This is a genomic window from Curtobacterium sp. SP.BCo (assembly GCF_051903265.1).
Classification (GTDB): domain Bacteria; phylum Actinomycetota; class Actinomycetes; order Actinomycetales; family Microbacteriaceae; genus Curtobacterium.
This window is the reverse complement of the sequence record NZ_CP194337.1, coordinates 2591747-2604630: the sequence shown is the minus strand read 5'-3', so window position 1 is coordinate 2604630 and position 12884 is coordinate 2591747. Positions and strand designations below refer to the sequence as shown.

11 protein-coding genes are annotated in these 12884 nt (G+C 70.8%); 10 read left to right on the top strand and 1 reads right to left on the bottom strand.

Translation table 11 applies throughout. The features are described from left to right. The first annotated feature begins 29 nt into the window (after positions 1–29). The 9 genes from ACRQ4B_RS12380 to rbfA all read left to right on the top strand — a co-directional run bounded on the left by ACRQ4B_RS12380 (position 30) and on the right by rbfA (position 11441). The gene (locus ACRQ4B_RS12380; protein WP_439691724.1) at positions 30–1364 is read left to right on the top strand and encodes a M50 family metallopeptidase; all 1335 of its coding nucleotides are present in this window, start codon (positions 30–32) and stop codon (positions 1362–1364) included. A gap of 25 nt (positions 1365–1389) precedes the next feature. Beyond that, on the top strand, positions 1390–2835 hold the full coding sequence (locus ACRQ4B_RS12375) for a purine-cytosine permease family protein (RefSeq protein WP_439691723.1): 1446 nt from the start codon (positions 1390–1392) through the stop codon (positions 2833–2835). Further along, a complete protein-coding gene (locus ACRQ4B_RS12370) occupies positions 2832–3395 on the top strand; it encodes a cysteine hydrolase family protein (protein WP_439691722.1) in 564 nt (187 codons plus the stop codon). The genes ACRQ4B_RS12375 and ACRQ4B_RS12370 overlap by 4 nt, the downstream gene beginning before the upstream one ends. A gap of 57 nt (positions 3396–3452) precedes the next feature. After that, the gene (gene ispG, locus ACRQ4B_RS12365) at positions 3453–4583 is read left to right on the top strand and encodes a flavodoxin-dependent (E)-4-hydroxy-3-methylbut-2-enyl-diphosphate synthase (protein WP_439694393.1); all 1131 of its coding nucleotides are present in this window, start codon (positions 3453–3455) and stop codon (positions 4581–4583) included. A 61-nt stretch (positions 4584–4644) separates the two neighbouring features. Continuing rightward, a complete protein-coding gene (locus tag ACRQ4B_RS12360) occupies positions 4645–6396 on the top strand; it encodes a proline--tRNA ligase (RefSeq protein WP_439691721.1) in 1752 nt (583 codons plus the stop codon). Between the two features lie 157 nt (positions 6397–6553). After that, the gene (gene nusA, locus ACRQ4B_RS12355; protein WP_439691720.1) at positions 6554–7549 is read left to right on the top strand and encodes a transcription termination factor NusA; all 996 of its coding nucleotides are present in this window, start codon (positions 6554–6556) and stop codon (positions 7547–7549) included. Between the two features lie 99 nt (positions 7550–7648). Beyond that, complete coding sequence (locus ACRQ4B_RS12350) at positions 7649–7978, top strand: YlxR family protein (protein ID WP_439691719.1); 330 nt, start codon at positions 7649–7651, stop codon at positions 7976–7978. Between the two features lie 74 nt (positions 7979–8052). After that, entirely contained in the window at positions 8053–10893 is a 2841-nt protein-coding gene (infB, locus tag ACRQ4B_RS12345; RefSeq protein ID WP_439691718.1) for a translation initiation factor IF-2, read from the top strand. 89 nt (positions 10894–10982) lie between these two features. Beyond that, on the top strand, positions 10983–11441 hold the full coding sequence (rbfA, locus tag ACRQ4B_RS12340) for a 30S ribosome-binding factor RbfA (RefSeq protein ID WP_439691717.1): 459 nt from the start codon (positions 10983–10985) through the stop codon (positions 11439–11441). Between the two features lie 7 nt (positions 11442–11448). On the opposite strand, the gene ACRQ4B_RS12335 is transcribed toward rbfA, so the two are convergent. Next, positions 11449–12315 (bottom strand): A/G-specific adenine glycosylase, encoded by an 867-nt coding sequence (locus ACRQ4B_RS12335; protein ID WP_439694392.1) that lies wholly within the window; start codon positions 12313–12315, stop codon positions 11449–11451. 97 nt (positions 12316–12412) lie between these two features. Between ACRQ4B_RS12335 and ACRQ4B_RS12330 the strand changes: the two genes are divergently transcribed. Continuing rightward, on the top strand, positions 12413–12859 hold the full coding sequence (locus ACRQ4B_RS12330) for a hypothetical protein (protein ID WP_439691716.1): 447 nt from the start codon (positions 12413–12415) through the stop codon (positions 12857–12859). Positions 12860–12884 lie beyond the last annotated feature (25 nt).

The following is a 12884-nucleotide window of genomic DNA, read 5'->3' as shown; positions in this document are numbered from 1 at the left end:
TCATGGGATCCGTCCCGTACCCTTTCCCGGTGACCGTCGAATCCGTCCTGCTCTTCGTCCTCGGCGTGGTCGTCTTCATCGTCGGCCTGCTGGTCTCGATCGGACTCCACGAGCTCGGGCACCTGTCCTTCGCGAAGCTGTTCAACGTCAAGGTGACGCAGTACTCGCTGGGCTTCGGCAAGGCGATCTGGTCGTTCCGCCGCGGTGAGACGGAGTACGGCATCCGGCCGATCCTGCTCGGCGGGTACATCTCGATGGTCGGCATGCTGAAGCCGCGCGCATCCGGTCGGCCGAGTGCGATCACGAACACCGGCATGTACGGCGCGTTCGTGCAGGACGCCCGGCAGGCGAGCGCGGAGCAGATCGCGGACTCGGGCGGTGACGACTCGCGGGCGTTCTACCGCCTGACGCCGTGGAAGCGGATCATCGTGATGGTCGCCGGTCCCGCGATGAACCTGGTGATCGGCATCTTCCTCTTCGGGGTGCTGCTGTGCGGCTTCGGCGCCCCGACCACGACCTTCACGTCGAGCGTCCCCTGCGTGCTGCCGACCAGCCAGGCGACGTCGTGCAGTGCGGGCGACGCGGTCTCCCCGGCGAAGGAGGCCGGCATCCGTGGCGGCGACGTCGTGCTGTCGGTGAACGGCAGGCAGGACCCGACGATCGCCGAGGTCTCGACGGTCTTCCAGCGGTCGGCCGGCGAGGACGTCACCGTCGTCGTCGAGCGCGACGGCGCCGAGAAGACGCTGCACATCACCCCGACGACGGCGACCCGCGACGTCTACACCGCCGACGGTTCGGTCGCGAAGAACGACGACGGCAGCACGAAGACCCAGCAGGTGGGCGTCGTCGGTGTGAGCATCGGGCAGTCGCTCGTCCGACAGTCCCCGGCGGCCGTGCTCCCGGCCACGGGTGCGCAGATCTCGGCCTCGGCACACCTCATCATCGACCTGCCGCAGCGGCTCGTCGCGGTGTGGAACGCGGCGTTCGGCGCCCAGGAGCGTTCGCAGGACAGCCCGGTGTCGGTCGTCGGCGTCGGACGCGCGATCGGCGAGGTCTCGTCGATGAGCGGCGTCCCGGTGGTGGACAAGGCGTACACGATCCTCGGGCTGCTCGCATCGCTGAACATCGGCCTGTTCGTCCTGAACATGGTGCCGCTGCTGCCGCTCGACGGCGGGCACATCGCGGGGGCGCTCTGGGAGGCGGTCAAGCGGCGTGCGTTCCGGATCGTCGGCAAGGCGGACCCGGGCCCCATCGACCTGGCGAAGACGATGCCGCTCACGATGGTCGTCGTGGTGCTGCTCGGGGGCATGAGTGCCCTGCTGATCTACGCCGACATCGTGCGGCCGGTGAACCTGTTCGGCTGATGCGCGCGAGCACTACGCTCGCTCCATGAGCACAGCTCCGGAAGTCCGCACGGTCGAGCGGCAGGGCATCGACGTCATCGCCGAGTCCGACCGCAAGGGTCGGCCCCGCGGGCTGTTCTGGCCGTGGTTCGCGGCGAACATCTCGGTGCTGGGCCTGAGCTACGGGTCGTTCGTCCTCGGGTTCGGCATCTCCTTCTGGCAGGCGACCGTCGTGTCGGTGCTCGGCGTCGCCTTCTCGTTCCTGCTGTGCGGGATCGTCGCCATCGCCGGCAAGCGGGGGTCCGCTCCGACGATGGTGCTGAGCCGGGCGGCCTTCGGGGTGCGGGGGAACCGGCTGCCGTCGTTCCTCAGCTGGATCCTGACGGTCGGGTGGGAGACGTCGCTGGCGGCCCTCGCCGTGCTCGCCACGTCGACGGTGTTCCGCGAGCTCGGGTGGGACGACGGCGTCGTGACGAAGCTCGTGGCGCTCGTGGTGGTCGCCGCGCTCGTGATCGGGGCGGGCATCGCCGGGTTCGACGTCATCATGCGCGTGCAGACCGTGATCACCGTGGTCACCGGCGTGCTGACGGTCGTGTACGTCGTGCTCGCGGTGCCCTCGATCGACCTCGGTGCGATCGCCGCCCTGCCGGCGGGGAGCGCGCAGAACGTGGTCGGCGCGCTGGCGCTGGTGATGACGGGGTTCGGGCTCGGCTGGGTGAACGCGGCCGCGGACTACTCCCGGTACCTGCCGCGCTCGTCGTCCACCGGGGGAGTCGTCTGGTGGACCACCGTCGGTGGGGCGCTCGCACCCGCGATCCTCGTGGTGATCGGGATCCTGCTCGCGGGTTCGTCGAAGGACCTGAGCGACGCCATCGGCGCCGACCCGGTCGGGGCACTCACGACGGTGCTCCCGGTCTGGTTCCTGATCCCGTTCGCCCTGGTCGCCGTGCTCGGCCTCGTCGGTGGCGCGGTGCTCGACATCTACTCGTCCGGGCTCGCGCTGCTGAGCGCCGGCATCCGGATCCCGCGGCCGGTCGCGGCGGGCGTGGACGGCGTCTTCATGGTCGCCGGCGCGATCTACGTGGTCTTCTTCGCGAAGGACTTCATCTCGCCGTTCCAGGCCTTCCTGGTGACGCTCGGCGTGCCGATCGCCGCGTGGTGCGGGGTCTTCGTCGCCGACGTCCTGCTGCGCAAGGGGCCCTACGCCGAACGGGAGCTCGACGACCGCCGCGGCCGGTACGGCGACGTCCGCTGGGGTGCGATCGCACTGGTGGTCCTCGGGACGGCGCTCGGCTGGGGCCTCGTCACGAACACGTACGGCGTGCCCGCCTGGCTCAACTGGCAGGGGTACCTGCTCGGACCGTTCGGCCTCGGTGGTCGTGACGGGGCGTGGGCGTTCGCGAACCTGGGCGTCCTCGTCGCCCTCGTCGTCGGGTTCGTCGGCACGCTGCTGACCGCCCGCGGCGCCGTCCGAGGACAGGAGCGGGCATGAGCAGCCTCGACGTCCCCGACGTCCCCGACGTCCCGGCGGACGCCTGGCTCGTCGTCATCGACATGCAGGAGGTCTTCACGGGCGACAGCCCCTGGGCCACACCGCGGTACGACCGTGCCGCCGCCGGGGTCGAGCTGCTGCTCCCGCGGTTCGCCGGGCGCACGGTCTTCACCCGCTTCGTCGCTCCCGAGCGCCCGCAGGGCGCCTGGGTCCCGTACTACCGCGACTGGCCGTTCGCGCTCGTGGCGGACACCGACCCGGTCTGGGACCTGACCCGACCGTTCCGGAGCCTCGCCGCCGACTCGGGCGACCCCGTCGTGACCGAGACGACCTTCGGCAAGTGGGGGACGCGCCTCCAGGCCGTCACCGGTGACCACCCGCACCTGGTGCTCGCCGGGGTGTCGACCGACTGCTGCGTCCTGTCCACCGCCCTCGCGGCGGCGGACGCCGGTGCCACCGTGACCGTCGTGGCGGACGCGTGCGCCGGTGCGAGCGACGAGGACCACGACCGTGCGCTCGCGGCGATGCGGCTGTACGCGCCGCTCATCCGGGTCGTCTGATCCGAACGTCCGACCAACGCGCGTAGAGTGCACCTCGTGCCTGCAGTGAACCTCGGTCTGCCGAAAGTCCCCGAAACCCTCGCCCCGCGCCGCAAGTCCCGGCAGATCCGGGTCGGCAAGGTCCTCGTGGGCGGCGACGCGCCGGTGTCCGTCCAGTCGATGACCACGACGCCGACGACGAACATCAACGCGACGCTGCAGCAGATCGCCGAGCTCACGGCCTCCGGGTGCGACATCGTCCGCGTGGCGGTCCCGACCCAGGAAGACGCCGACGCGCTGCCGATCATCGCGAAGAAGTCGCAGATCCCCGTGATCGCCGACATCCACTTCCAGCCGAAGTACGTCTTCCAGGCGATCGACGCCGGCTGTGCCGCAGTCCGCGTGAACCCGGGCAACATCCGCAAGTTCGACGACCAGGTCGGCGCGATCGCCGCCGCCGCGAAGGCCGCGAACGTCAGTCTCCGCATCGGTGTGAACGCCGGCTCGCTCGAGCCGAGCCTGCTGCAGAAGTACGGCAAGGCCACGCCCGAGGCGCTGGTCGAGTCCGCCGTGTGGGAGGCCTCGCTGTTCGAGGAGCACGACTTCCACGACTTCAAGATCTCGGTCAAGCACAACGACCCGATCGTCATGGTGAAGGCCTACCGGCAGCTCGCCGAGCGCGGTGACTGGCCGCTGCACCTCGGCGTGACCGAGGCAGGCCCGGAGTTCCAGGGCACGATCAAGAGCGCCACGGCGTTCGGCATCCTGCTCGCCGAGGGCATCGGCGACACCATCCGCGTGTCCCTCTCCGCCCCGCCCGCGCAGGAGGTGAAGGTCGGCCTGCAGATCCTGCAGTCGCTCAACCTCCGCGAACGCAAGCTCGAGATCGTCTCCTGCCCGAGCTGCGGCCGTGCCCAGGTCGACGTCTACCAGCTCGCGAACGACGTCACGAAGGGGCTCGAGGGCATGACCGTCCCGCTCCGCGTCGCCGTGATGGGCTGCGTCGTGAACGGCCCGGGCGAGGCTCGTGAGGCCGACCTCGGCGTCGCGTCGGGCAACGGCAAGGGCCAGATCTTCGTCAAGGGCAAGGTCATCAAGACCGTGCCGGAGGGCGAGATCGTGGAGACGCTCATCACCGAGGCGAACCGTCTCGCCGACGAGATGGGCCCCGCGGCCGGCACCGGCAAGCCGCTCGTCACCACGTCGTAGCCGCCCGGCGCCTCCCCGACACCGGGACGCTCCCCGCTCCCACCGCCGCTAGGCTTGCCCCGTGGTCACACGGCTTTCGCATCTCTTCCTCCGTACGCTCCGCGACGACCCCTCCGACGCCGAGGTGACGAGCGCCAAGTTGCTCGTCCGCGCCGGCTACGTTCGTCGCCAGGCCCCGGGCATCTTCGCCTGGCTGCCGCTCGGCCTCCGCGTCCGCGCGCGCATCGAGGGCATCATCCGCGAGGAGATGGTGGCCGCCGGTGCGCAGGAGGTCCTGCTGCCGGCGCTCCTGCCGCGCGAGCCCTACGAGGCGACGGACCGCTGGACCGAGTACGGCGACGGCATGTTCCGCCTGCAGGACCGCAAGGGCGCCGACTACCTGCTCGCGCCCACGCACGAGGAGATGTTCGCCCTCCTCGTGAAGGACCTGTACTCGTCCTACAAGGACCTGCCGGTCACGCTGTTCCAGATCCAGGACAAGTACCGCGACGAGGCCCGTCCCCGCGCCGGACTCCTGCGCGGTCGCGAGTTCACCATGAAGGACGCGTACTCGTTCGACCTCACCGACGAGGGACTCGAGCGCAGCTACCAGGTCATGCGCGACGCCTACGAGAAGATCTTCGCCCGGCTCGGCCTGGAGTACGTGATCGTCAAGGCGGACGCCGGAGCCATGGGCGGCTCGAAGTCCGAGGAGTTCCTGCACCCGATCGGCGTCGGCGAGGACACCTTCGTCCGGAGCGCGAACGGCTACGCGGCGAACGTCGAGGCGTACGTCACCCCGGTCCCCGACGCACTGCCGATCGAGGGGCAGCCGGACGCCGTGCTCCTGCCCGCGTCGGACACCCCCACGATCGACACCCTCGTGGCCCACGCGAACGAGGTCGCCCCGCGTGACGGCGCCCCGTGGACCGCGGCGGACACCCTGAAGAACGTCGTGCTCGCCCTGACGCACCTCGACGGCACGCGCGAGGTCGTCGTCGTCGGCCTGCCCGGCGACCGCGACGTGGACCTGAAGCGGGCCGAGGTCGCCTTCGCCCCGGCCGAGGTCGAGGCCGCGGGCGATGACGACTTCCGCAAGCACAAGGGCCTGGTGAAGGGCTACATCGGGCCGCAGGTCCTCGACGCCGACAGCGCCACCGGCATCCGCTACTTCGTCGACCCCCGCGTCGTCGACGGCACGAGCTGGATCACCGGCGCGAACGAGCGCGGCGTGCACGTGTCCGGCCTCGTCGCCGGCCGTGACTTCGTCGCCGACGGCGTGGCCGAGGTCTCCGACGTGCGCGCCGGCGACCCGGCACCGGACGGCTCCGGCCCGCTCGAGACCGCCCGTGGCATGGAGATCGGGCACGTCTTCCAGCTCGGTCGCAAGTACGCCGAGGCCCTCGGCCTCAAGGTGCAGGACGAGAACGGCAAGCTCGGCACGGTCACGATGGGCTCGTACGGCATCGGCGTGACGCGCATCCTGGCGATCCTGGCCGAGGCGCACAACGACGAGAAGGGCCTGGTCTGGCCGAAGAACGTCGCACCGTTCGACGTCCACGTGGTCGCGACCGGGAAGGACGAGGTCGCCTACGACCTGGCGACGGACCTCGTCGCGCAGCTCGAGGGGGAGCGCTTCGAGGTCGTCTACGACGACCGGCCGAAGGTCTCCCCGGGTGTGAAGCTCCGCGACGCGGAGCTGCTCGGCATGCCGATCGTGGTCGTCGCCGGCCGCGGCGCGGCCGACGGCGTCGTCGAGCTGTGGGACCGCGCGAGCGGGGAGCGTCGCGACGTGCCGGTCGCCGAACTGCTCGACGCGGTCCGCGCGATCTAGTCGCAGACCCTTCCGGACAGGAGGCGCGGTGCGGGCCCGCACCGCGCCTCCTGTCCGTCGCGGGCCGGGTCCGCGACCCGCAGTGCGGTAGTCTGGTCGCCGACTTCCGCGCAGTTCCATCCGCGGGAGCGACTCAGCTGAATACGGAGGCACCTCGGTGAAGATCGATCTCGCAGTCCTGCGACTCATGGAGCGCGAGCGGGAGATCCCGTTCGACGAACTCGTCCAGATCATCGAATCTGCCATCCTGACCGCGTACCACAAGCACACCGACGAGAACGGCGAGCCGGCGGACGCGCAGTCCCGCGTCGAGCTCGACCGGAAGACCGGCGAGGTCTCCGTCTACGTGCCGGAGCGCGACGACGAGGGCACGGTCATCGGCGAGGCCGTCGACCAGCCCAGTGACTTCGGCCGCATCGCCGCGTTCGCCGCGAAGCAGGTCATCAACCAGCGCCTGCGCGACATCGGCGACGACAAGATCCTCGGTGAGTTCCGCGGCAAGGAGGGCGACATCGTCGCGGGTGTGGTCCAGCAGGGCCCCAACCCGAAGATGGTGCACGTCGACCTCGGCACGGTCGAGGCGATCCTGCCGCCCGAGGAGCAGGTGCCCGGCGAGGACTACAAGCACGGCTCGCGCATCCGCGTCTACGTGACGAGCGTCGGCCGCGGCGCGAAGGGCCCGCAGATCACGGTGTCCCGCACGCACCCGGGCCTGGTCCGGAAGCTGTTCGCGCTCGAGGTCCCGGAGATCGCGTCCGGCGTGGTGGAGATCACCTCGCTCGCGCGCGAGGCCGGTCACCGCACGAAGATCGCGGTCAAGGCGAACGAGCCCGGCGTGAACGCGAAGGGTGCCTGCATCGGCGAGCTCGGTGCCCGTGTGCGCGCCGTGACGACCGAGCTCGGCGCGGAGAAGATCGACATCGTCGACTACTCGTCCGACCTGGCGTCCTTCGTGGCGAGCGCCCTGTCGCCCGCGAAGGTGACGAGCGCGTTCGTGCTCGACGCCTCGACGAAGGCCGTCCGTGCGCTCGTGCCGGACTACCAGCTGTCGCTCGCGATCGGCAAGGAGGGGCAGAACGCCCGCCTGGCCGCCAAGCTCACCGGTGCCCGGATCGACATCCAGCCGGACTCGATCCTGGACGGCGAGGACTGACCGGTCCGGTGTCGCGGACCCTGCCGCACCGGCCGGTTTCGCTCGTGGCACGTCCGGTCCTGGCGTGCCGGATCGCGGTCGTCGGAGGGGAGGAGTAAGGTGGTTCCCGTCAGAACATGCATCGGCAGTCGCCGTCGTGCACCCCGGTCCTCCCTCCTCCGTGTCGTCGCCCTGAGCGACGGTCGCGTCGTGGCGGACCCGAAGGCAGTCATGCCGGGGCGGGGTGCGTGGCTCACACCGACCGTCGAGGCACACGATCAGGCCACCAAGCGTCGGGCTTTCCGCCGGGCGCTCCGGCTCGATCGTGAACCGGACACGTCCGCGGTTCGCGACTACCTCGAAGCACTCGAGCGCACGGCACTCGAGCACGACGAGCAGGCGCGTCACCAGGACACGACAGAACAGGCTGAACGGCTTATGGACAACTGATGAGCGGCTCGAAATGAGACCCGTCATCCATTGAGTCCTGCCCCTTCACGGGGTGGGACCCGTGAAGGAGAACAGTGGCAAAACCACGCGTACACGAGATCGCATCCGAACTCGGTGTCGACAGCAAGACCGCAATGGAGAAGCTCAAGGAACTCGGCGAGTTCGTCAAGGGTCCGAGCTCCTCCGTCGAACCCCCCGTCGCACGCAAGCTCCGCGCTGCGTTGCAGGCCGACGGCGCCTCGGCGTCGAAGCCCGCTGCGGCACAGACCCCCAGCGCACCCGCCACCGCGGCTGCGCCGAAGTCGAGCGCGCCCAAGCCGGGCGGCCCCCGTCCGGGTCCGGTCCGTCCGGCACCCGCGCCGACGCCCGAGCCCGAGGTGCAGGCCCCCGCTGCCGACGCCCCGACGCCGGCAGCCCCGAAGTCCGTGGCCCAGCGCCAGGCCGAGGCAGAGGCCGCCCGCAAGGCGGCAGCGGCCGAGAAGGCCGCCGCTGACAAGGGCGACGGACCCTCGGCCGAGCCGAAGAGCGACGCCGTCAAGCCCGGTGGTGCTCCGAAGCCCGGCGTGGCCGCCGGCCCCAAGCCGGGTGGCCCCAAGCCGGGCGCACGCCCCGGCAACAACCCCTACGCGTCCAGCCAGGGCATGGGCTCGCGCCCGCCCCGTCCGGGCAACAACCCCTACTCGTCGAACCAGGGCATGGGTCAGCGTCCCGCCGGCGGTGCCGGTGGTGGCAACGGCATCCCGCGTCCGGCACCGCCGCGTCCGGGCGTTCCCCGTCCGGGTGCGCCGCGTCCCGGTGGTCCCGGTCAGGGCAACCGTCCGAACGGCTTCGGGCAGCGCCCGGGCCAGGGTGGCGGCGGTCGTGGCGGCCCCGGTGGTCGTCCGGGTGGTGCCGGTGGTGCCGGTGGCGGCTTCCCGCGTCCGGCCTTCAGCGGCCCGCGTCCCGCCGGTGGCGGCGGCCGTGGCCGTGGTCCCGGTGGCGGTACCGCTGGTGCGTTCGGTCGCGGTGGCGGCAAGAGCCGTGCCCGCAAGTCGAAGCGGACGAAGCGCGCCGAGTACGAGATGCGGCAGGCGCCGTCGCTCGGCGGCGTGCAGGTCCCTCGTGGCGACGGCAACACGGTCGTCCGTCTGCGTCGCGGTGCGAGCATCTCGGACTTCGCGGACAAGATCGACGCGAGCCCCGGCAACCTGGTGACGGTGCTGTTCCACCTCGGTGAGATGGCGACCGCGACCGAGTCGCTGGACGAGGCCACGTTCGAGGTCCTCGGCGAGGAGCTGGGCTACAAGATCCAGATCGTCTCGCCCGAGGACGAGGACAAGGAGCTCCTCGAGGGCTTCGACATCGACCTCGAAGCCGAGCTCGAGGACGAGGACGACTCGGTGCTGCAGCAGCGGCCCCCGGTGGTCACCGTCATGGGTCACGTCGACCACGGCAAGACCCGCCTCCTCGACGCCATCCGCAACTCGAAGGTGGTCGAGGGCGAGGCCGGCGGCATCACGCAGCACATCGGTGCGTACCAGATCGTCACCGAGCACGAGGGCATCGAGCGCCCGATCACCTTCATCGACACCCCGGGTCACGAGGCCTTCACGGCCATGCGTGCCCGTGGTGCCCAGGTGACGGACATCGCGATCCTCGTGGTCGCGGCGGACGACGGCATCATGCCCCAGACGATCGAGGCACTGAACCACGCGCAGTCGGCCGGTGTGCCGATCGTGGTCGCGGTGAACAAGATCGACAAGGAGGGCGCGAACCCGGCGAAGGTCCGGCAGCAGCTCACCGAGTACAACCTGGTGGCCGAGGAGTACGGCGGCGACGTCATGTTCGTCGACGTGTCGGCTCGGCAGAACATCGGCATCCAGGACCTCCTGGACGCCGTGCTGCTCACCGCCGACGCCGGTCTCGACCTGCGTGCGAACCCCGACAAGGACGCCCGTGGTGTCGCGATCGAGGCGCGCCTCGACAAGGGCCGCGGTGCGGTCGCGACGGTGCTCATCCAGTCCGGCACGCTGCACGTCGGCGACGCCATCGTCGCGGGCACGGCCTACGGCCGCGTCCGTGCGATGACCGACGAGAACGGCACCGCGGTCAAGGCCGCGACGCCGAGCCGCCCGGTCCAGGTGCAGGGTCTGTCCTCGGTGCCCCGCGCCGGTGACACGTTCCTCGTCACCGAAGAGGACCGCACGGCACGTCAGATCGCCGAGAAGCGTGAAGCCGCCGAGCGCAACGCCCAGCTGGCCAAGGCCCGCAAGCGCATCTCGCTCGAGGACTTCACCCGCGCACTCGAAGAGGGCAAGGTCGACTCGCTCAACCTCATCATCAAGGGTGACGTCTCCGGTGCCGTCGAGGCACTCGAGCAGTCGCTCCTGGACATCGAGGTCGACGACAGCGTCCAGCTCCGGATCCTGCACCGCGGCGTCGGTGCGATCACGGAGTCGGACATCGACCTGGCCACGATCGACAACGCGATCGTCGTCGGCTTCAACGTCCGCCCGGACGTCAAGGCCCGCGAGCGTGCTGCGCGCGAAGGCATCGACGTGCGCTTCTACTCGGTCATCTACAACGCACTCGAGGACATCGAGCAGTCCCTCAAGGGCATGCTCAAGCCCGAGTACGAAGAGGTCCAGTCGGGTGTCGCCGAGATCCGCGAGGTGTTCCGTTCCTCCAAGTTCGGCAACATCGCGGGTGTCATCGTCCGCTCCGGCACGATCACGCGCAACGCCAAGGCGCGCGTCATCCGCGAAGGCGTGGTGCTCGCCGATGGTCTGGCCATCGAGTCGCTGCGTCGCTTCAAGGACGACGTCACCGAGGTCCGCACGGACTTCGAAGCCGGTATCGGTCTGGGCAAGTTCAACGACATCCAGATCGGCGACGAGATCGAGACCACCGAGCTCATCGAGAAGCCGCGCGACTAGTCGCGTGACTACTCTGGGCCCCGGCTTCCCCAACGGGAGGCCGGGGCCCAGCCCCGTTCCAGAGCAAGACATCTCCACAGGAGGCACCCATGGCCGATCCGCAGCGCGCACGCAAGATGGCGGACCGCATCAAGGAAGTCGTCGCGCGTCGACTCGACAAGGGCCTGCGCGACCCGCGACTCGGGTTCGTGACCATCACCGACGTCCGTGTGACCGGTGACCTGCAGCACGCCTCGATCTTCTACACCGTGTACGGCACCGACGAGGAGCGCGCCGACTCGGCCGCCGCGCTCAAGGCGGCGACGGGCATGCTCCGTTCCGAGGTCGGCAAGAACATCACGGCACGGTTGACCCCGTCGCTCGAGTTCATCGCCGATGCGCTGCCGGAGACCTCGGCGCACATGGAGGACCTCCTCGTGCAGGCGCAGATGCGTGACGAGCAGGTCCGCGCGGCCGCCGCTGGCGCGACCTACGCCGGCGATGCTGACCCGTACAAGCGGGACGAGGACGACGAGGACGCCGACGACGAGGACGCAGCCCGGGCGTAGCCCGCGCTCAGCCCTCCGGCAGCCGGTAGCCGCTCGCGTCGTCCCCGACGGCGAGTCCGTCGCGCAGGAGCGACGCGAGCGCCCGGTCCCGCTGCTCGGCATCGGGCCAGACCGGCTCGATCTCGTACCGGGTGACGGGGACGTCGCTCGCGCGGAGCTCCGCCATGATCAGCCCGCGGACCTGCCGGTCGCTGCCGGCGAACTTCGCCTGCTTCGGTGCGCGCGGTCCCTCGTGCTCCGGGTAGCCGGCGGCTCGCCACGCGCAGCGGTCGGCGATCGGGCACGCGTCGCACGCGGGGGAGCGGGCCACGCAGACGAGCGCGCCGAGCTCCATGACGGCTGCGTTCGTCGCGGCGGCGTCGTCCCGGTCCTGTGGCAGCACCGACTCCATCAGCGGCAGGTCCTGCTTCGCCTTCGCCGGCCCCGGTTCGCCCTGGCCGAGGAGCGCCCGGGCGAGGACACGGCGGACGTTCACGTCCACGACCGGGTGCCGGTCGCCGTACGCGAAGACCGCGACCGCCCGCGCGGTGTAGTCCCCGATGCCGGGCAGCGCCAGCAGTGCGTCGACGTCCCGCGGGACGACGTTGTCGTGCCGCTCGGCGATCGCCGTGGCGGCCGCGTGCAGCGCGAGCGCCCGTCTCGGGTAGCCGAGCCGGTCCCAGGCGCGCACCGCGTCCGCCGGGGGTGCGGCCGCGAGGTCCGCAGGGGTCGGCCACCGGGTGAGCCATGCCTCCAGTCGGGGGACGACGCGCGCCACCTGCGTCTGCTGCAGCATGATCTCGCTGACCAGCGTGCCCCACGCGGGGAAGCCGGGGCGGCGCCACGGCAGGTCCCGCGCCTCGGCGCGGAACCAGGTGATGAGCGGGGTCGCGATGTCCGCTGCCGGGGAGGTGTCCTGTGGACGGGTCGGGTTGTCCACATCCGGACGGGAGGCACGACTCGCGTTCACCCGGACAGCCTACGGTGGGTGCATGGCACGTTGGGCACCCCAGGAGACCGACACGATGGCCGCGATCGCGGCCGAGGTGATCGCGCAGGTCGGCACGAACCGGACCGTCATCGGCATCGACGGACAGGACGGCGTCGACCTCGAGCGCGTCGCCTCCGGACTCGTCGACGGATTCCAGCAGCACGGGGTCTCCGCGATGGCCGCTGCCGCACCGTCGGGTGACGTCGACGAGCTCCGGTCCGGACTCGTCGCACCGTTCCGGTCGACGGGCGAGGGGCCCGGCGTGCTCGTCGTGCACGGACACGGCGTGCTGGCGCACGGCACCCGCACGCTGTGGCGCTGGTCGATGTGGGTGGAGCAGGAGTCCGGTCGGCTCGAGCGGCGCGCTGACGTCAAGATCGCGGCCTCCGCCGTCCTCGACGTGACCGACCCGGAGCACCCCCGTCGGGAGTGGAACGACGCCTGCTGACCCTCGTCGGCGCTGGTAATCTCCT

What these genes read in the sequence shown, in the direction of transcription:
- ACRQ4B_RS12375 (WP_439691723.1), top strand. Translation starts at nt 1,390, where the DNA reads ATGAGCACAGCTCCGGAAGTCCGCACGGTCGAGCGGCAGGGCATCGAC.
- ACRQ4B_RS12370 (WP_439691722.1), top strand. Translation starts at nt 2,832, where the DNA reads ATGAGCAGCCTCGACGTCCCCGACGTCCCCGACGTCCCGGCGGACGCC.
- rbfA (WP_439691717.1), top strand. Translation starts at nt 10,983, where the DNA reads ATGGCCGATCCGCAGCGCGCACGCAAGATGGCGGACCGCATCAAGGAA.
- ACRQ4B_RS12330 (WP_439691716.1), top strand. Translation starts at nt 12,413, where the DNA reads ATGGCACGTTGGGCACCCCAGGAGACCGACACGATGGCCGCGATCGCG.